Here is an 18,775-nt window from a genome sequence, read left to right as displayed (position 1 = left end):
AAGGCGCGGGGCGCCGCCGTAACCGGCCCTAGGAACGCGGCAGATGGAACGTCTGCGCCGCCCACGCCTGGAAGTGCGCCGACCGCGTGATGAGGTCGCGGTAGGACGCGTGCGCGGAGCTGAACAGTGTCTCCGTGATGTCCTCCGTGACCTGGTCGCGGCGCCATGCGAGCAGATAGCGGGTCCACAGCGGTGTGCCGGTCAGCGGTTTGACGATCACGCCCTGGTTCGGCCGGGTCGTGGCCTGCACGATGGAGACGCCGAGTCCCTCGGCGATCATGTCCTGGAGCTGGAGCCGGTCACCGAGGTACTCATGGACGGCCGCGGGCGTGAACCCGGCCGCCGCGCAGGCCGCGTAGAACACGCCCGGCCAGCCGGCACCGTCGTCGGGGGTCAGGAACCAGGCCTCGTCGGCGAGTTCGGCGAGGGGGACCTCCATGCGGTGCTTGAGCCGGTGACCGGCGGGCAGAGCTACGAACGCGGGTTCGTTGACGATCTCGCGATGCGCCACGGCCGCGGAGTGCCGAAGCTCCATTCCGGGGTAGTCCGCGGCGATCGCGGCGTCCAGCTCGCCCTTCTCCAAGTGCTCGACTATCTCCGACGACGGGTAGACGCTGCTCACCGTCAGCGTGAGATCAGGCCTCCGGCTGCGTATACGGACGACCATGCCGGACAGGACGGGCGAGTTGGTCGCCGCAAGGCGCAGGATCCGGGGTGTTCCGACGCCGTACCCCGGCGGACGACGCCTGATGGCATCCGCACGGGCCAGAATGTCGCGCGCCTGAGTCAGGATCTCAAGGCCGTACCGGGTCGGCTCGACTCCCGACGCGGTACGCACGAACAAGTCCTCACCGAAGAGCCGCTCGATCCGGCGCAGTTGGGTGCTCATCGCCGGCTGCGAGTACTTCAGGAGTGCCGCGGCCCGTCCCAGACTCCCGGCGTCCGCGATCGCACACAAGGTCCGCAGATGCCGAAGCTCCAGGTCCATCGTCCGGGCTCCTCGTCTCGATGCTCCTGCCGTCCGCGGCCACCGGGCGACTCTAGCGGTGGTTCATCGCGGGGGCAGTAAGGGGAGAACCGCTCGATGCCGAGACTGCCGGAGAGCAGCTCGGCCTCGCGCGGCTCGCGGGACAGGTCGGCGGAGAACTGCCGCGGAAGACACGGGACTTGGCCACCACCGGGACGCGGACGTGCGGTTCGGGACGGAGCGGATCGGCGCGTACCGGCTGCTCCCGTAGCAGGATCGCGCACAGTGCGAAGCGGACCGGTCGACCCCGAACCCCTCACCCACCAGGTCGACGGCCTGGGACATCTGCCATCCGTGACGCGGTCACGGCCGGGTGGTCGACCGCAACCATGGTCGGCTGTGCGGCGTGTGATCCGGTGGGACGGCTTTTGTCTGTCCCCGACCGGAAGGCGAGGGGGCCCGATGACGCAGGAGCAGACCGGGGACACGACGTCGCGGACGAGACCGGGCACGGGGCGGCCCAGGACAGTGCGAGGCCATGCGCTGCGCTGGGTGTTCCGCCTGGTCATGGCTGCCCTGATCCTGCTGCTCGCCATGCGCACCTACGAGGAGACGGGCGTCGCGCACGCACGGTCGAACGGGACGCTGCACACGGCCGAGGGCACCATCACGAAGCTGACGTCCCACACGACGAGTGGGAGAGACGGCGGAGGCCAGGACGGCGGCAGCGGCGCCTGGATCTTCACCACCAAGTACACGATCGAACTGCGCGTCGGTGACGCGACGAAGACGGTGGACGGCGTCCCGGACGATTCCGCGAACGACCTCCAGGAGGGACAGCGGGTCCAGGCGGGCCTGTGGCACGGGCGGGTCGTGGAGATCGACGGGCGTGACGTGTGGCCCGGCTGGCATCCCGGTGGGTGGGACATGGCACTGTTCATGCTCTACCCGTTGATCATGGGGTATCTGATCGCCCTGGCCGCTGCCGCGTACCTGGCCGGCCTCGGCGGCCGGGTGCGGCTGGTGCGGCGGGACCGGTCCCCGGCGGTGGCGTTCGGGTTCCTCGTCGGGATGGCGGCGAGCTTCGTGCTCATGGGGTGCGCGGCTTTCGGGAACAGCATCGCGTACTGGCCGGTCGTTCCCGTCGGAGCCGGAACCGCCGCCGCGCTGGTGGGGCTGAGGAGAGTGCTCCGGCGGGCCCAGGCCACCCGCGTCGAGAACTCACCCAGCGGGAACGCACCGGCCCAGGTCTGATGGCCGGGGCCCGGCCGCCCAGGGGACCGCTCTGGAATGATCATGCAAACCCGGTGGAGAATGGAGACGCGCTGGTGCCAGCGTTGGACGGGACGGCGACGATGCTGGTCGGCAGATCCGAGGAACTGAGGCGGTTCGACTCGGTGATCGCCGGTCTGGGGAAGGACGGCGTCCCCGCCGTGGTCGATATCGCCGCAGACGCCGGCATGGGGAAGAGCCGGCTGCTGAGCGAGTTTTGTGCGCGGGCGCGGCAGCGTGGGCTGACCGTGCTGCGCGGCAGGGCCACGGAGTACGAGCGGCACACTCCGTTCCAGACGTTCACGGACGCGTTCGCCGACGTTGATCGTGCCTTTCTCGACTCGGACGACGTACCCGAGGCGGCGGCACCGGTGCTGTACGGCGCCGACAGTGTGCACGGCGCCGCGTCGGGCACGGGCAACCGCGATCGATTCGGCCTCTATCGTGCCGTCACGGAAGTGCTGAGCAGGCTCGGGGAGCGGAGCGGGCTGGTGATGGCCCTGGACGACCTGCACTGGGCGGATCCCGCGTCCCTGGAACTGTTGGACCACTTGATCCGACACCGGGCGTCAGGCCGGGTGCTGCTGGTCGTGGCCCGGCGCGAACGACAGACGCCACACTCGCTTGCCGCCGCTCTGACACGCGGCGTCGACAGCGGAGCCGTACTGCGCATGCCGCTGCGGCCGCTGCCCGAGCAGGACTCGATCGAGGCGCTGGCCTCCGACCTGCCACCGGGCGACGCCGGCAAGATCTATGAATCCAGCGAGGGCAACCCGCTCTATCTCCTCTCCCTCCTGCACGCCTACCGGCACGGCGCATCGTCGCGCGGCACCACCGTCCGGGTCCACGACGACACCGCGTCCGGCGTGCCGAGCGGACTGGGATCGCTGCTGCTGGACGAACTGACCGCGCTGACCGAGGCACAGCGCCGTACCGTCGAAGCGGTGGCGGTCCTCGGTGACCATGCCACGCCCGCGATGCTGAGCCTGACGACCGGACCCACCACGGCGGAGGAACTCGACGACTGCATCGGTGCATTGGCGCGACGGGATCTGCTGCGCAGGGGGTCCGACGGGCGCTGGACCCTGCGCCACCCGCTGCTGCGGGCACTGGTCTACGAGAACACCCCCGCACCGCGCCGCGCCGAGATCCACCGGGGCGCGGCGGACGAACTGGCGCGGGCAGGAGCCTCCGCCGCCGAGCGGGCTCATCATGTCGAGAGGTCGCTGGTCGGCTGGGATCCGGTGTCGGCGGCCGTGTTGAGCGAGGCGGCCGCCCAATTCGCCCACACAGCGCCCGCTACCGCCGCTCATCTGCTGCAGGTCGTCCTTCGACTCATGCCGGAGGCACCCGCCCACGCCCAGCAGCGTGGGGATTTGACGCTGGCGCGCGCCAGAGCCCTCGGTGTGGGCGGCAGCCTGCGGGAGAGCCGCGATCTGCTCCACACGCTGATCGGCGGGTCCGGGCCGGACGACGCATCGCTGCGCGGGGATGCGATAGCGCTGTGCGCGATGATGGAACGGCACCTCGGACACTCCCCGGAAGCGATCGCCCTGCTGCAACGGGAACTGGTCCGCAGCCCTGGTCCTGAGCCCCGCCAGGCGGTCTCCCTGGGGCTCGCGCTGGGCATGGCGGCCCTGAACACCGTCTCCTACCCCGACGTACGCGACGACATCGAGCGGACGCTCGCGACGGCCCGCTCCCACGGCGACCTCATGGGAGAGATGGGGGCCCTGGCGCTGGGGTCGTTGGGCGAGGCCTACGAAGGGGAGACGGAGGCGGCCCGCCGGTTCGCCGATGCCGCCGCCGGGCTCGCCGACGGTCTGACCGACCCCAACCTCACGGAACTGTGCGAGTCACTGGTGTGGCTGGCCTGGGCGGAAGCCCTGCTGGAGCGCTACACCGACGCGGAACGCCACGCCGACCGGGGGCTGGACATCGCCCGTCGCAGCGGCCAGGTCCACGTCATGCCACACCTGCTGAGCAGCAAGGCCTTCGTGCACCTCAACACCTGTCGGCTGCCGTCCGCCCTGGAGTCGGCGGAGGAGGCGGAATCCGTCGCACGAGCCATCGGCAGCAGCGATCTCCTGGCCTTCACCCTGTGTTTCAAGGCGCTGATCCTGCTCCCGCACCGCCCCCTGGGCAACACCAGGGCCTTGCTGACCGCCGAGGAGGCCGTGGCCGCGGCCGGCGGAAGCCGCCACTGGTGGGCGTCGCTGGCCGGCTGCGTGCTCGGTCACACGGCGCTCGTGAGCGGCGACCAGTACCGCGCGCAGGACGCCATCCTGAGGGCGGGCGGTCCTGAACTGCTGGGGCTGCAACCCTCCATACGCCCAGGCCAGCTGGACACCCTCGTCAGCACCGCTCTCGCGATCGGCGACGTCGAGCAGGCCGCGCGCTGGGCCGCACGAGCCGTCGAGGAGGCCGACCGGATGGGGCTGCACGGCCAGCGCGGGGCGGCACTGCGGGCCGAGGCGGCGCTCGCCCAGCACCAGGGTGACGCCCGCGCGGCCGCAGACCTCTTCGAGCGTGCCGCGCAGGCGTACGCACCCTCCGGCGCGAGGCTCTGGGAGGCGTACTCCCTGCTGCTGGCGACGACCCAGGCACAGGCCGCGGGCGACGGTCCGCGCGCCGTCGCGATGTGGGAGCGGGCCCGCCGTATCGCCGACGACGGCGGCGCGCACCTGCTGTCCGACCTGGCCGCGCTCGTGCGTCCCCAAGCCGAGGAGGCACCCCTCGCTCCCACGGAACTCGATCAACTGACCGCACGTGAATGGGAGATCGCGGAACTCGTCGCCGAAGGACTGAGCAACCAGGCCATCGCGACCAAGCTGTACCTCAGCCGCCGTACGGTCGAGACCCACCTGTCGGCGATCTACCGTAAGACCTCCGTGTCGTCCCGCTCGGCGCTGGCGGGCCTCATGACGCGCACGGTCCTGGACCGGCGCGCGCGTGAACAATGAAACTCAGGCCGTTGCGTCCCGGTAGTCGCCGAGACAGCGGAAGGCGCCTCCGGTCGCCCGGAACAGGTACATCGCGTCCGCGTACCGGTATGTGGACGAGTCGTAGCGCAGCCGTTTGGTGATCCCCCGGTAGTCGGTCTCGCGCAACCGGCCCATGATCGCGCCCCGTTCCGCGCGCGACGCGCCCAGGGCCGTCATGGCGCGGGCCACGAAGAGCGTCGCGTCGTAGGCCTCGGCGGAGTACCAGGGCGGGGCGGTGTCGAAGCGTGTGCGGTAGGCGGCGACGAAGGACTTCGCTGCTGTCACCCGGGTCGGATCGAGGAAGGCGGTGGTGAACACCCAGCCCTCGGCGGCGTCGCCCGCCGAGGCGAGGAAGCGGGGGTCGAGGGCGCGTTGACCGGCCAGCCGTGCACCGGAGTAGCCGGCGGAGCGCAGCGCCCGGGCCAGTCGCGCGGCCCGCGCGTACCCGCCGCCGAACACCACCGCGTCCGCGCCCGCATCCGTCACCGACTCCGCGAGGGCACGGAAGTCGCCGTCCGCGTCGTCCTCGGCGGCGAGGGTGCGCCGGACCGTGGATCGCACGGCCGCGTCGACGCCGGCGCACAGACGCCAGCTGAAGTCGCCCTCGGCAGCATCGTCGATCAGCACCGTCTTGCGGGCCCCGGCGGTGCGGACGAGGTACGCGACGACCGGAGCCGCCAGGGTCGCGTCATCGGGGCGGGTGGCCGCATACACCCGGTACTTGGTGGGGTCCACCTCGTTCAGTCCCACCGACACGGTGACCATCGGGAGCCGTGCCTGCTGGTAGAGGCCGAGGGTGGACTTCGCGCAGGCGTCGGTGGTCGGCCCGAGCACCGCGCGGACCCGGCCGTCGGCCGTCAGCCGCCGGGCGACCTGCCGTGCCCGGGTCGTGCTGCCTTCGTCGTCGTGCACCTGGAGCGCCAGGTCGAAGCCGCGCCCGGCGCGGGAGTTGAGGTGGTCAAGGGCGAGCCGGACCCCGTTCTCCTGGGCTCGGCCCGTCGTACGGCCGCTGCCGCTCAGGTCGGCGTGCAGGGCAACGACCAGGCGCGGGAGACGGGTTTCGCTTCCCTGGGCCGAGGAGCGGTCGGGCTTGCGCGCCGTCCACCACGCCGCCGTTCCGCCGGCCGTCAGGACCCCGGCGGCCGAGCCCAGCACCAGGAAGCGGCGACGCGTGGAGCCTCCCGAGCCGACGGCCGTCTCGGCGCCGGGCGCCGCGTCGGCCACCGTCGCCCCGGACACCTCGGTCGCGTCGACGGCGGGCAAAGCGAGCACGGCGGCCGAACGGCGCGCGATCAGCCGGGTCAGGGACTCCGGCAACCAGCCCCCGTCCTCGCCCGTACCGTCCAGGGCCCGACGTATCCCGGCCACCGTCGGCCGGGAGCCGGGCTCCTTCGCCAGGCACCCCCGCAGCAGTGGCAGCAACGACTCCGGTACGTGGTCCAGTTCCGGCTCGTCATGGACCGTGCGCACCAGCATCCCGGCCGCGGAGCCATGCCCGAAGGGGCGCTCGCCCGTCACGGCGTACGCCAGCAGACAGCCGAGCGAGAAGACGTCACTGGCCGGCCCGATCTCCCGGCCCCTGCCCTGCGCCTGTTCGGGGGAGAGGAACCCGGGGGAGCCGACCACCATCCCGCTGGCGGTGAGCGCGGTGTCCTCCGGCATCCGGGCGATACCGAAGTCGATCATCCGGGGTCCGTCGACGGCGAGCAGCACATTGCCGGGTTTGACGTCCCGGTGCACCAGCCCCGCCCCGTGCACCGCGTCCAGCGCCTCGGCCAGCCGCGCCCCCAGGACGCGGACGGTCCCGTACGGCAGCGGCCCGCACTCCTCCACCGCCTCCGCCAGCGAGGGCCCCGGCACGAACGCCGTGGCGAGCCACGGCGACTCCGCGTCCGGGTCCGCGTCGAGCAGCGGTACCACCCAGGGGTTGGCGACTCGGCCCCCCGTCTCCACCTCACGGCGGAAACGGGCCCGGAACCCCGCGTCGTCCGCGTACGCCGCACGGATCACCTTCACCGCGGCGAGCGCGCCTCCGGCAGAGCGGGCCAGGTACACCACACCCATGCCGCCCGCGCCCAGCCGACGCAGCAGCCGGTAGCCCGCGATCCTGGCCGGGTCGGCGCCGCGCAACGGCTCCATCAGCGCCTCACCCGGTGCACACCTGGTACGAGCGCCCCATCAGGTGGACACCCGGTACGGCGCCACGCCCTGGTACGCGAACCGGCCGCCGTCGACCTTCCACAGGTAGACCCCGCTGCCGTCGATGACCAGGGCCCCGGTCGTCTTGTCGAACGCGAGGTTCCGGCTGATCCCCTTGTACGTGGCCGAGCGCAGCGCCGCCGTCAAATTCTGCCGGGTGCGGCGCCCGGCGGTCAGCGAGCGCAGACCGCGTACGGAAAGTTGCGCCACGTCGTACGTCTCGACGGCGTACCGCTCCGGCTCCGCGTCGAAACGCTTGCGGTAAGCGGCCCTGAACGCCTTCGCCTCGGGCGCCACGGTGGCGTCCATGACCGGGGCGACGATCACCCAGCCGTCGGCCGCGTCCCCCGCGGCGGACAGGAACCGTGCGTCGAGCACCCCCTGGGCGGCGGCCCTGGCCCCCGGGAAGTCACGGCTGCCCAGTTCCCGGGCCAGCAGCGCTGCCCGGTCGTGGTAACCGGCGAACACCACGGAGTCCGCGCCCCCGTCGAGCAGGGCATCCAGGGTCGGCCCGAAGTCGGTGCGCAGGGCGCTGACCACCTTCGGCACGGCCGGCTGCCGTTCCTTCCGCAGGATGTTGGCGAGGGTGCTGCTGATCTCCCAGCCGTAGGCGTCCGCCGCCCGGTCGTCGACGATCCCGACCGTGCGCGACTTCGCGGTGCCGCGCACGTACGCGTCCAGGTAGAACGGCAGGACCGTGTCCGTCACCCGGGCGTGCAGGAAGGACCGGCTGCCCATCACCCCCAGCACGGTGGCGCCGGGCGACACCGCGATCAGGGGCAGCGAGGCCGCATCGTACGCCGCCAGCGAGGCCAGGGCGGTGGCGTCCGTGGTGGGACCGATCACGGCCAGCACGGAACGGTCGGCGACGAGCTTCGCGGCCGCCTCGGGTGCCCGGGCCGGATCGCCACCGTCGTCCACCGTCTTCACAGCGAGAACAAAGGGACTGTCCGCACGGGAGTTGAACTCGTCGACCGCCAGCCGCAGCCCCCGCTCCTGAGCCCGGCCGACCGCCTTCTGATCGCCGCTCAGGTCGGCATGCAGACCGAGGGTGTACACGGGACTGCTGGAGTTCGGGGCGGCGTTGTCGTTCTCGCCGTCACCGGAGAGCGCCGCCCACGCGGCCAGTCCGCCCCCGGCCGTGACCACCGCCGCACCTCCGGCCAGCAGGAGGAAACGGCGTCTGCCGACGGCACGGACCGCGGGCTGCGCGGCCGCCGTGTCCGTCGCAGCGGTGCCGACGGACGCGGCGTCGACCTCGGTCTCGTCGATGGAGGGCAGCGCGAGCCCGGCGGCCGACCGTTCCGCGATCAGCCTGACCAACAGCTCGGGCAGCCAGGCCTCGTCGCCGGGGGCCGACTCCGTTTCGCGGAGGGTCGGCTCCGTTTCACCGGGAATCCTGTCGTCCTCGGGCTCTGGAGGACGTACGACGCGCAAGGCCTCCCGCGGGTCGCAAGGCGACGAGGGCGACAAGGGCGCGGCGACCGTGAGGGCCTCGGACAGCACCCCGGCCGTAGGCCGCAGCTCCGGGTCCTTCTCCAGACAACTGCTCACCACCTCGGCGAGCTCCGCCGGAACACCCTCCAGATCCGGCGCGTCGTGCACCGTCCGGTACAGCAGCGCGTCGATCGATCCCGTGCCGAACGGAAGGCGCCCCGTCGCGGCGAAGGCCAGCACGCAGCCCAACGAGAAGACGTCTCCGGCCGCTCCCGGATCCCGCCCGCCCCGCGCCTGTTCCGGTGGCAAGAACCCCGGCGTGCCCACCACGACACCGGTCGAGGTGAGCGCAGTGTCCTCGGAATTGCGGGCCACACCGAAGTCGATCAGCCGTGGGCCGTCGAGCGCCAGCAGCACATTGCCCGGCTTGACATCCCGGTGCACGAGACCGGCCGCGTGCAGCTCCCGCAGCGCCTCGGCGAGCCGCGCCCCGAGCACCCGCAGGCTCGGCACCGGCAGCGGCCCGTGCGCGGCGAGAGCCTCGGCGAGCGAGGGACCGGGGACGAAGGTGGTCGCGAGCCAGGGCTGTGCCGCCTCGGGGTCCGCGTCCACCAGGGACACCACCCACGGGCTGGTCATCCGGCGGGCCGTGTCCGCCTCACGCCGGAATCGCTCCCGGAAATCGGGGTCCTCGGCGTACTCCGCCTGAATCACCTTCAGCGCGACCAGAGTTCCGCCGGCCGGGCGGGCCAGGTACACCACCCCCATACCGCCCGCGCCGAGCCGTCCCAGCAGCCGGTAGCCCGCCAGCCTGGCAGGATCCGAAGTTCGCAGCGGCTCCATCACTTCCCCTTCAGCCGCTGCCCGATGCGCGTCAGCATCTGAGCCAGGGCCTTGCTGCCCAGTTGTTCCAGTTCCTGCGCGGTGTTGCCCTTCGCGCCCGTCACGGAGACGGCCACGACGACCGTGCCCAACCGGGCGACCATCCACCGGTACGGCTGTGCGGCACCACCGTTCTCGACGTAATCGCCGGCCTCGAGTACGGAGTCGTCGGCGTACTCCTGCTCGCGGGCACCGAAGGGGGTGCCGAGCGACATGAGACCCGTGATCCGCTCGTCGGACCGGGGCCGCTGCTCCGGGCACCGCAGCACCTCTTCGAGAGTGGTGCTCAGCTGCTCGTCGGCACCGAGGACGGAGGCGTGCACGGTGGCGACCGCCGTCACCTTGACCGCGCCCTTGCCTCCGCCGGCCGGCAGCCGGCTGTAGCGGGACGTGCTCGCCAGCACCCCGCGCGAGAGCTTCTCACGCTGCCAGCGGCAGTCCTCGTTCAGCACGGCCCAGGTGCCCGGGGTGCTCCCGGCCGGAGTCTGGGCGACGAAACTCCGCCCCCAGCCGGCCGGGGCGAGCACGACGGATTCGGCCAGCCGGCGCCCGTCCTTGGAGGTCCGGGGGACGAGGGAGGCATCGGGCGTGAAGACGGAAGAGGCGGCGGACGCGCCGGCCGACGGGGTCTCCCCCCTGACCGGCGAGGAACTGGCCGAGGCGCGTGGCGCGGTACCGGCCGAGGGCGAATCGCTCTGCCGGGAAAGCTGGTTGTCCGTCCCCTGGGCCGAACACCCGGCCAGCAGAGTCCCCGCGACCAGCAGCTTCGTCCAACTGCCCCGCATCCCATGGGCGTTGCTTGTCACTCAGTCCCCTCAACACCGTTCGTGCCATTCGACTCGTCGAACATAGACGGCCGGGAGGGAACGGACCTCCGTAGAACCACGTATCTGGTTACGTAATCCGCAAGGGGAACGACGACAGTCGCGGTCAGCACCAACGCGCCCGCAAACACGCACAGGAACCGTTCGAAGAAGACGACCGGGATACGCCCATCGGGGAACAGGGCGGAGGCGACGGTGCCCAGCGTCGTCTTCACCGCCACCGGCGCCCAGAACAGTACGGGCCGTACGACGCCCCGTGGAGGCGAGCCGTGCCAGCGCCTCAGCAGCCCGCGACGCCCGATGGGGACGGTCGCCCAGACCCAGCCGACGATTCCGGCCGGCGTGGACGCCTGTGCAGGGCCGATCCACCACGGTATGCCGGGCACCATGGGCCTCCCGAGTACGGCGAAGCCCAGTGACGTCCCGGCCGGCCCGTCGTGCGTGAAGTCGTCCCAGAGCCCGTGGGTGACCGCGCCGAGCCACGCCGAGATCACGGTGACGTACCAGCGATGGCGCACCTGCCCCAGGACTCCGTACTCACGCCACCAGCCCCGCAGGTGCCGGGCGACGACAGGGGCCGGCCCGCCGGATGAGCAGCGTGGCGACGACACTCAAGGGGACGCCCCACAGGGCGAGTCCGGCCCAGGTGTGCCCGTACGTCGGCAGGGCGCGCCCACCGCGTAGGGGAGGTCCGGCGCGGTGGACCCGACCACCAGCGCGACGCTGTTCCTGCCAGGGGTCCTCGATGCTGTGACAGCCGCGTTCCTCCCGGAAGCCGCGGCGGTCCTCGGTGAGGTACTCGACGGCGCGCAGCCGCTTGGGGCCCTCGCAGCCGTACAGGTGCGGCACCGCCAGGCGGAGCGGGAAGCCGTGTGTCCGACGGTGGGGGCTCGCCGTCGTGGTGGGTGCCCGGCAGGGTCTGCGGGGCCGTGAAGTCGGCCAGACGGAGGCCGGCGGCGTAGCCGTGCTCCGCCCGGGCCATGATGTGCGTGACCTCCGGCGCCGGCGGGACCAGGTCCAGGACGGCGGTCGCGGGGATCCCGTACCACTCGCGGTCGGTGGAGGTGCGCCCGGTCGCGCAGCGCAGGCCGGCGACGACTTCGATCTGCGGCAGTCCGCTCGGTTCGCCGTAGGTCCAGCTGCGCTCGGCGCCGTCGGCGGTGGCCCCGAGGACCCGTAGGTTCCAGCGCTCGCCGCGGAAACGGGGGCGGGCCCGTAGTGCGAGATCGGAAATCCGGTGTGCAGGGGCCGGCGGAGCGAGGTGGGTCGCCGTTACGTGTGCCGACCGCGGCTCCTGGGCACACCTGACGGAATGAATCCCACTGGAGCCGGTGACCCCGGGCTGTTCGGGCCCGAGTCGGTCACCTGGCAGATGCACGGTGACCCCATGATGTGGGTCGCCGGGATCCGCGCGCTCTACCTTCAGGCCCTTCATCCGCGCGTCGTACGCGGTGTCGTGCAGAACTCCGACTTCCGGAACGACGCCTGGGGCCGGCTGAAGCGGACCGCGAACTTCGTCGGAACGACGACGTACGGGACCGTCGAGGCCGCGGAGCGGGCGGCGGCCCGGGTCCGGAGGATTCACCGCATGCTCACCGCCACCGACCCGGACACCGGTGAGTGGTACGGGGTCGACGATCCCGAACTGCTGCTGTGGGTGCACTGCGCGGAGATCGACTCCTATCTGCACGTCCTGCGGCGTTCCGGCTTCCGGCTCACGGACGCGCAGGCCGACCGTTACATCGGGGAACACCGGGTCGGCGCACGGCTGGTGGGGCTCGACCCCGATCAGGTGCCGGGGGACCGGGCCGAACTGGCCGCGCACTTCGAGAAGACGCTCCCCGAACTCGCCGCGGGCCCCGAAGCCCGCGAAGTGGACGACTTCCTCCGGCGACCGCCCGTCCACCCGCTGCTGGTACCGGCGCGCGCACTGTTGTGGCGGCGCGTGGCGGGGCTCGCGTACGCCGCTCTGCCGCCGTACGCCCACGCGCTGTACGGCAGGCCTGCGCCGTCGCCCGCCGCGGTGACCCGGCGGCTGCGGGTCACCGGCACCACGCTGCGCCGTGTCCCCGCACGGCTGCGCTGGCAACTCCCTCCCAAGCACATTCTCTCGGCCGTGTCACGGCTCGGCCCCGGCTCGCGCCCGGCGCCGTACAAAGTCGGCAGATAGCTCGTCATACTGGGCGGGGGCCGGGGGTGGGCTCGGGGCTGAGCCGTGAGCGGTGAGCAGTGACGGGGGCGATCACTCGAGATGGCGGAGAGCAGGCTGATCCAGGGCCGTTACCGGCTCCTTGATCCGATCGGGCGCGGCGGCATGGGTGAGGTGTGGCGGGCTCGGGACGAATCGCTGGGCCGCCAGGTGGCCGTGAAGTGCCTCAAACCGCTCGGCCCGCACCACGACCCGTCCTTCACCCGCGTCCTGCGCGAGCGGTTCCGGCGGGAGGCCCGGGTCGCCGCGGCCCTTCAGCACCGCGGTGTGACCGTCGTCCACGACTTCGGCGAGTCCGACGGTGTGCTGTACCTGGTGATGGAACTGCTGGAGGGACACAACCTCGGCCAGCTCCTGGAGGAGAACCACCATCATCCGCTCGCCGTCGTCGACGTCGTCGACATCGCCGACCAGGTGACCGCCGCTCTCGCGTACACCCACCAACAAGCCATCGTGCACCGAGACTTGAAGCCGGCGAACATCATGCGGCTGACCGACGGCACCGTGAAGATCTGTGACTTCGGCATCGCCCGCCTCGGCCACGACATCGGATTCACCTCGCGGCTCACCGGGACCGGCATCGCGATGGGCACCCCGCACTACATGTCGCCGGAACAGATCGGCGGCTCGGAGGTCGACCAGCGCAGCGACCTCTACTCCTTCGGATGCGTGCTCTACGAAATCGCCACCGGGGCACCGCCGTTCGACCTCGACGACGCCTGGGCCGTCCTCGTCGGCCACCGCGACACCGTGCCCGAGCCGCCGCGCAGCCACCGGGCCGACATCCCCGAGTACCTGGAGCGGATCATCCTCGACCTGCTCGCCAAACGGCCCGAGCAGCGTCCGCAGGACGCCCGTGAACTCGCCCGCCGCATCAGCGCCGGGCGCACCACACCGATGTACGTGCCGACGGTGGTCGCCCCCGCCCTGCCGCACCCTGCCAGGGGACAGCGTTCTCCTGCGCCCCGGGTCCCGTCCCGACCCGAGCAGCCGCCCTCCCGCGCACCCCGGCTGCCGTCCTGGACCCAGGGCATGACCACCGGCCACAAGGCCACCGGCGCGGGACTGCGCGACACCCCACCGGACGCCTCCGTCGGCCTCACCGGCGAGTGGATCGCCCGCCCTTCCACTGCTGTCCCGCCCTTGTCAGGACGAGGTGAACGGTCCACCCCCGCACCGGAGTTGCTCACCGCTCTGGCAGGGCGGCACAGCGCCGGGCTGAGTCTCGGGCGGCTCGGCCGGTGGACCGAGGCGGGAGAGGTCCACCGCTCGGTCGCCGCCGAACGGGAGCATCTGCTCGGGCCCGACCACCCGGACACACTCGCCAGCCGCTACGAGGTCGGCTTCACCCTCAGCCGCACCGGACGCCCCGCCGAGGCGCTCGGCGAGTACGCGCGCGTCGCCCAGGCCAGAGAGCGGGTGCTCGGCGCCGAGCACCCCGACACCTTGGCCGCGCGGCAGGAAATGGCGTATGTACTGGGCCAGTTGGGTCGCCACTTCGAGGCGCACCAGGCCTACACGTCGGTGCTCGCCGCCCGGGAGCGCGCGATGGGCCCCGACCATCAGGACACTCTGCGCTGCCGCCACAACCTGGCCTTCAACCTCAGCAGGCTCGGACGCCTGGAGGACTCGTACCGCATGGCGAGCGAGGTCGCCGCCGCCCGCGCCCGGGTGCTCGGCCACGCTCACCCCGACACCCTCGTCACCCGGTACGAAGTGGCCTACGCCCTCGGCCAGTTGGGGCGCTGGACCGAGGCACTGCACACCTATCAGGAGGTGGCCGGGTCCCGTGCGCAGGCCCTGGGCCCGGACCATCCGGACACACTCGCCGCCCGCTACGAAGTGGGCATCAGCCTCGGCCGGCTCGGCCGCAGCGCCCAGGCCCTGGAGCTGTACCGCTCTCTCGTCGACGACCGCACCCGGGCACAGGGCGCCGCGCATCCCGAAACCCTGCGCGCGCGGCACGGGCTCGGAGTGAACCTCGGCCGCCTGGGCCGCTGGGAGGAGGCGCTCGCCGAGTCCCGTGACGTGTGCGCCATCCGCGAGCGGGTGCTGGGGGTCGACCACCCCGACACCCTGGTCAGCCGCCGCGAGGTCGCCGTCGGGCTCGGCTGGCTCGGCCGCTGGGCCGACGCCCTCACCGAGTACCGGCGCGTCGCCGCCGCCCGCGAGCGGGTGCTGGGCGTCGACCATCCCGACACCCTCGCCAGCCGCAACGACGAAGCGCACTGCCTGGAGCAGCTCGGGCACGGGCAGGAGGCGGCGCAGCTGTACCGGAGGGTGGCCGCCCTGCGGGCGCAGCGAGCGGCCGGCGGCCGCTGACACGGGGGCGACCTCGCCGACGGATCCTGACCGCCGGGGCGACCGCGCGGCGGGCCCGGACCGAGCGGGGGGCCGGGTGTCGGGCGCCGCGAACAGAGCCTTGAGGCAGTCGGCGTGCCTTGAGGTCGTTTTCCGGCAGGTCAGCCCGCTGTTGATCACGAAAGTCCGGCTGTGTCCCGCCCTAGCGCCACGCCATGAACTCGTACACCAGGCGACGGCTCACCCCCACTCATCCACGAGATCCGAAAAAACTTGGCCGATGATGTCGAGAACCCGTGGCCCGCTCCGTCCCAGCAGTGAACGCGACCACAATGGATCGCACCAGTACCGAGGAGAAACACGATGGCCAAGTACCTGCTGCTCAAGCACTATCGCGGCGCTCCGGCTTCGGTCAACGACGCGCCGATGGACCGGTGGACGCCGGAGGAGATCTCGGCCCACATCCAGTACATGAACGACTTCGCGGCCCGGCTCGAGAAGACCGGCGAATTCGTCGACAGCCAGGCGCTCGCCCCCGAGGGGACATTCGTCCGATACGACGGCGAGGGACGCCCGCCGGTCACCGACGGCCCGTTCGCCGAGACCAAGGACCTCATCGCCGGCTGGATGGTGATCGACGTCGACACCTACGAGCGCGCCGTCGAACTGGCCGGGGAGCTGTCGGCCGCCCCCGGGGCGGGCGGCAAGCCGATCCACGAGTGGCTCGAACTGCGCCCGTTCTACGGCGTGTCGCCCACCATCACGGAGTGATCTCTCGGATGAACGAGGTTCTGCTCCGGAGCCTCACACCGAGCGTGCTCGGCATCCTCGTCCGCCGTGGAGCCGACTTCGCGGCGGCCGAGGACGCCGTACAGGACGCGCTCGTCGAGGCGGTCCGCGTCTGGCCCGCCGACCCGCCACGGGACCCGAAGGGCTGGCTGGTCACCGTGGCCTGGCGCCGGTTCCTCGACGCGACCCGGGCGGACGCCGCCCGCCGCCGGCGCGAGGACCTCGTCGACGAGGAGCCGGCCCCCGGACCCACGCCCGCGGTGGACGACACGCTCCAGCTCTATTTCCTGTGCGCCCACCCGTCGCTCACGCCGTCGTCCGCGGTCGCGCTCACCCTGCGCGCCGTCGGCGGGCTCACCACCCGCCAGATCGCCCAGGCCTACCTGGTGCCCGAGGCGACCATGGCGCAGCGCATCAGCCGGGCCAAGCGCACCGTCTCGGGGGTGCGGTTCGATCAGCCCGGCGACGTCGCCACCGTGCTGCGCGTCCTCTACCTGGTCTTCAACGAGGGCTACTCCGGCGACGTCGACCTCGCCGCCGAGGCCATCCGGCTCACCCGGCAGCTCGCGGCCGCGATCGACCACCCCGAGGTGGCGGGGCTGCTCGCCCTCATGCTGCTCCACCACGCCCGGCGCGCCGCCCGGACCGCGCCGGACGGCAGCCTGGTGCCGCTCGCCGAGCAGGACCGCGGCCGGTGGGACACCGGGGCGATCGCCGAGGGTGTCGGGATCCTGCAGGCGGCCCTCGCCCGCGACCGGCTGGGCGAGTTCCAGGCCCAGGCAGCCATCGCGGCTCTCCACGCCGACGCGCTCATGGCCGAGGAGACGGACTGGGTGCAGATCGTCGAGTGGTACGACGAGCTCGTGCGCCTGACCGACAGCCCGGTCGTCCGGCTCAACCGCGCGGTGGCCGTCGGAGAGGCCGACGGACCGCGCGCCGGGCTGGCGGCGCTCGCGGCGCTGCACGACTCCCTGCCCCGCCACACCGCGGTGGCGGCGTACCTCCACGAGCGCGACGGCGACCTGGCGACGGCGGCACGGCTGTACGCCGAGGCGGCGCGGAAAGCGACCGACCTGGCCGAGCGCGACCACCTGACGCGCCGGGCCGCCCGGCTCAACGCCCGCCGGTCGCGCTGACAGATCGCGCTGACAGGTCGCGCTCGGATCTCCCCGCGACCCCGGCGCGGCCTCCTGGCCAGGGACGGTCGCCTCGACGTGGGCAGGCGCCCCGGGGTCCGAGACGTCCGCGCACCCTCGTACGGTTGCCCGCCGCTTGCCGCGCACCTCTGGCCGACGTAGATCATCACGTGCTACCAAGAAGCATGCCTGTACACGAGGGATATGACGCCGTGATCGTCGGCGGAGGCCACAACGGACTGGTCGCCGCCGCCTATCTGGCGCGGGCCGGGCGGTCCGTGCTGGTGCTGGAGCGCCTGGGGAACACCGGCGGCGCCGCCGTGTCCACCCGGCCGTTCGCCGGAGTCGACGCGCGGCTGTCGCGCTACTCGTACCTGGTGAGCCTGCTGCCCCGGAAGATCGTGCGCGACCTGGGGCTCGACTTCCGGGTCCGTGGCCGCACGGTCTCCTCGTACACGCCCGTCGAGCGGGACGGACGGCCCACCGGGCTGCTCGTCGGCGGCGGCGAGCGGCGCACCCGCGAGGCGTTCGCCCGGCTGACGGGATCGGAGCGTGAGTACGAGGCGTGGCAGCGCTTCTACGCGATGACCGGCCGCGTCGCCCGGAGTGTGTTCCCGACGCTCACCGAACCGCTGCCCACCCGTGAGGAACTGAGGGCGCGCGTCGACGACGAGGAGGCCTGGCGGATCCTCTTCGAGGAGCCGGTCGGCGTCGCCGTCGAGGAGTACTTCGCCGACGACCTCGTACGCGGTGTCGTTCTCACCGATGCGCTGATCGGCACGTTCGCCGACGCCCACGACCCGTCGCTGCGGCAGAACCGCTGCTTCCTGTACCACGTGATCGGCGGCGGCACCGGAGCCTGGGACGTGCCCGTCGGCGGGATGGGCGCCCTGACCGACGCGATCACCGGTGCGGCGCGCGCCGCGGGCGCCGTGATCGCCACGGGTCACGAGGTGCTGCGGATCGACACCGACGGAGAGTCCGCCGAGATCACCTACCGGACCGCCGACGGCGAGGGCGTCGTCGCGGCCCGTCACGTCCTGGTGAACGCCTCGCCGCAGGAGCTCGCCCACCTCACCGGGGACGAGGCGCCGACACCCGCCGAGGGTGCCCAGCTCAAGGTGAACATGCTGCTCAAGCGGCTGCCGAGGCTCCGTGACACCTCCGTGGACCCGCGCGAGGCGTTCTCCGGGACGTTCCACATCGCCGAGGGCTACGAGCAGTTGGCGGCCGCCCACGCGCAGGCCGCGGCCGGTGAACTGCCCGCCGCGCCGCCCTCCGAGATCTACTGCCACTCGCTCACCGACCCCAGCATCCTCGGCCGGGACCTGGTCGAGCAGGGCTATCAGACCCTCACGCTCTTCGGTCTCCACACGCCCGCCCGGCTCTTCGAGCGGGACAACGACGCCGTACGGGAGGAACTGCTGAAGTCGACACTGGCCCAGCTGGACGCGCACCTCGCCGAGCCGCTCGCCGACTGTCTGGCCACCGACGCGGACGGGCGGCCGTGCATCGAGGCGAAGACCCCGCTCGACCTGGAGCGGGACCTGCGCCTGCCCGGCGGCAACATCTTCCACCGCGACCTCGCCTTCCCCTACGCCCAGGAGGGCACCGGCCGCTGGGGCGTCGAGACCCGGCACGCGAATGTGCTGCTGTGCGGGGCGGGCGCGGTACGCGGCGGCGGCGTGAGCGGAGTACCGGGCCACAACGCCGCGAAGGCGGTACTGGAGTCCCTGGGCCAGGGAGGCTAGGCCGCCAGCCGCCAGCCGCCAGCC

General features: G+C 72.4%; 12 protein-coding genes and 2 pseudogenes. 7 read left to right on the top strand and 7 right to left on the bottom strand.

Features of this window, described 5'->3' with window-relative positions; translation table 11 throughout:
* Positions 1 to 28: 28 nt before the first annotated feature.
* Positions 29 to 988, bottom strand: coding sequence for a LysR family transcriptional regulator (locus N4G66_RS39935; RefSeq protein WP_261709211.1), 960 nt, complete (start codon positions 986 to 988; stop codon positions 29 to 31).
* A gap of 441 nt (positions 989 to 1,429) precedes the next feature.
* Here N4G66_RS39935 and N4G66_RS39930 point away from each other — a divergent pair, with 441 nt between their 5' ends.
* Complete coding sequence (locus tag N4G66_RS39930) at positions 1,430 to 2,221, top strand: hypothetical protein (protein WP_261709210.1); 792 nt, start codon at positions 1,430 to 1,432, stop codon at positions 2,219 to 2,221.
* A gap of 74 nt (positions 2,222 to 2,295) precedes the next feature.
* Entirely contained in the window at positions 2,296 to 5,202 is a 2,907-nt protein-coding gene (locus N4G66_RS39925) for a helix-turn-helix transcriptional regulator (protein WP_315903747.1), read from the top strand.
* Positions 5,203 to 5,205: 3 nt separating this feature from the next.
* On the opposite strand, the gene N4G66_RS39920 is transcribed toward N4G66_RS39925, so the two are convergent.
* The 6 genes and pseudogenes from N4G66_RS39920 to N4G66_RS46110 form a co-directional block, all read right to left on the bottom strand.
* On the bottom strand, positions 5,206 to 7,362 hold the full coding sequence (locus N4G66_RS39920; protein WP_261709209.1) for a bifunctional serine/threonine-protein kinase/ABC transporter substrate-binding protein: 2,157 nt from the start codon (positions 7,360 to 7,362) through the stop codon (positions 5,206 to 5,208).
* A 39-nt stretch (positions 7,363 to 7,401) separates the two neighbouring features.
* On the bottom strand, positions 7,402 to 9,702 hold the full coding sequence (locus N4G66_RS39915) for a bifunctional serine/threonine-protein kinase/ABC transporter substrate-binding protein (protein ID WP_261709208.1): 2,301 nt from the start codon (positions 9,700 to 9,702) through the stop codon (positions 7,402 to 7,404).
* Entirely contained in the window at positions 9,702 to 10,547 is an 846-nt protein-coding gene (locus N4G66_RS39910) for a hypothetical protein (protein WP_261709207.1), read from the bottom strand. Before N4G66_RS39910 ends, N4G66_RS39915 begins: the two co-directional genes overlap by 1 nt.
* Positions 10,544 to 11,083: a DUF4184 family protein gene (locus N4G66_RS39905; protein ID WP_261709206.1), complete on the bottom strand. Its 540-nt coding sequence runs from the start codon at positions 11,081 to 11,083 to the stop codon at positions 10,544 to 10,546. Before N4G66_RS39905 ends, N4G66_RS39910 begins: the two co-directional genes overlap by 4 nt.
* A gap of 19 nt (positions 11,084 to 11,102) precedes the next feature.
* A pseudogene (locus N4G66_RS45765) lies at positions 11,103 to 11,435 on the bottom strand (hypothetical protein); the annotation flags it as partial.
* Between the two features lie 73 nt (positions 11,436 to 11,508).
* Positions 11,509 to 11,943, bottom strand: a pseudogene (locus N4G66_RS46110) (molybdopterin-dependent oxidoreductase); the annotation flags it as partial.
* Here N4G66_RS46110 and N4G66_RS39895 point away from each other — a divergent pair.
* The 5 genes from N4G66_RS39895 to N4G66_RS39875 all read left to right on the top strand — a co-directional run bounded on the left by N4G66_RS39895 (position 11,878) and on the right by N4G66_RS39875 (position 18,751).
* On the top strand, positions 11,878 to 12,735 hold the full coding sequence (locus N4G66_RS39895) for an oxygenase MpaB family protein (RefSeq protein ID WP_261709205.1): 858 nt from the start codon (positions 11,878 to 11,880) through the stop codon (positions 12,733 to 12,735). The pseudogene N4G66_RS46110 and the gene N4G66_RS39895 sit on opposite strands and share 66 nt — an antisense overlap.
* Before the next feature lie 81 nt (positions 12,736 to 12,816).
* On the top strand, positions 12,817 to 15,096 hold the full coding sequence (locus N4G66_RS39890; protein WP_261709204.1) for a serine/threonine-protein kinase: 2,280 nt from the start codon (positions 12,817 to 12,819) through the stop codon (positions 15,094 to 15,096).
* A 342-nt stretch (positions 15,097 to 15,438) separates the two neighbouring features.
* On the top strand, positions 15,439 to 15,846 hold the full coding sequence (locus N4G66_RS39885) for a YciI family protein (RefSeq protein ID WP_261709203.1): 408 nt from the start codon (positions 15,439 to 15,441) through the stop codon (positions 15,844 to 15,846).
* 8 nt (positions 15,847 to 15,854) lie between these two features.
* A complete protein-coding gene (locus tag N4G66_RS39880) occupies positions 15,855 to 17,000 on the top strand; it encodes an RNA polymerase sigma factor (protein WP_261709202.1) in 1,146 nt (381 codons plus the stop codon).
* A 185-nt stretch (positions 17,001 to 17,185) separates the two neighbouring features.
* Positions 17,186 to 18,751 (top strand): phytoene desaturase family protein, encoded by a 1,566-nt coding sequence (locus tag N4G66_RS39875; RefSeq protein ID WP_261709201.1) that lies wholly within the window; start codon positions 17,186 to 17,188, stop codon positions 18,749 to 18,751.
* The last annotated feature ends 24 nt before the right edge of the window (positions 18,752 to 18,775 follow it).

The organism is Streptomyces rhizosphaerihabitans (assembly GCF_025399795.1).
Taxonomy (GTDB): Bacteria; Actinomycetota; Actinomycetes; order Streptomycetales; family Streptomycetaceae; genus Streptomyces; species Streptomyces rhizosphaerihabitans.
The sequence above is the reverse complement of the archived record's forward strand: the minus strand, read 5'-3'. Positions and strand labels throughout refer to the sequence as shown.

Bases quoted from the DNA above. Each gene is read 5' to 3' on its own strand.
- N4G66_RS39885 (WP_261709203.1), top strand. From the start codon at position 15,439: ATGGCCAAGTACCTGCTGCTCAAGCACTATCGCGGCGCTCCGGCTTCG.
- N4G66_RS39920 (WP_261709209.1), bottom strand. From the start codon at position 7,362: ATGGAGCCGTTGCGCGGCGCCGACCCGGCCAGGATCGCGGGCTACCGG.
- N4G66_RS39915 (WP_261709208.1), bottom strand. From the start codon at position 9,702: ATGGAGCCGCTGCGAACTTCGGATCCTGCCAGGCTGGCGGGCTACCGG.
- N4G66_RS39935 (WP_261709211.1), bottom strand. From the start codon at position 988: ATGGACCTGGAGCTTCGGCATCTGCGGACCTTGTGTGCGATCGCGGAC.
- N4G66_RS39895 (WP_261709205.1), top strand. From the start codon at position 11,878: ATGAATCCCACTGGAGCCGGTGACCCCGGGCTGTTCGGGCCCGAGTCG.
- N4G66_RS39890 (WP_261709204.1), top strand. From the start codon at position 12,817: ATGGCGGAGAGCAGGCTGATCCAGGGCCGTTACCGGCTCCTTGATCCG.
- N4G66_RS39930 (WP_261709210.1), top strand. From the start codon at position 1,430: ATGACGCAGGAGCAGACCGGGGACACGACGTCGCGGACGAGACCGGGC.
- N4G66_RS39875 (WP_261709201.1), top strand. From the start codon at position 17,186: ATGCCTGTACACGAGGGATATGACGCCGTGATCGTCGGCGGAGGCCAC.
- N4G66_RS39880 (WP_261709202.1), top strand. From the start codon at position 15,855: ATGAACGAGGTTCTGCTCCGGAGCCTCACACCGAGCGTGCTCGGCATC.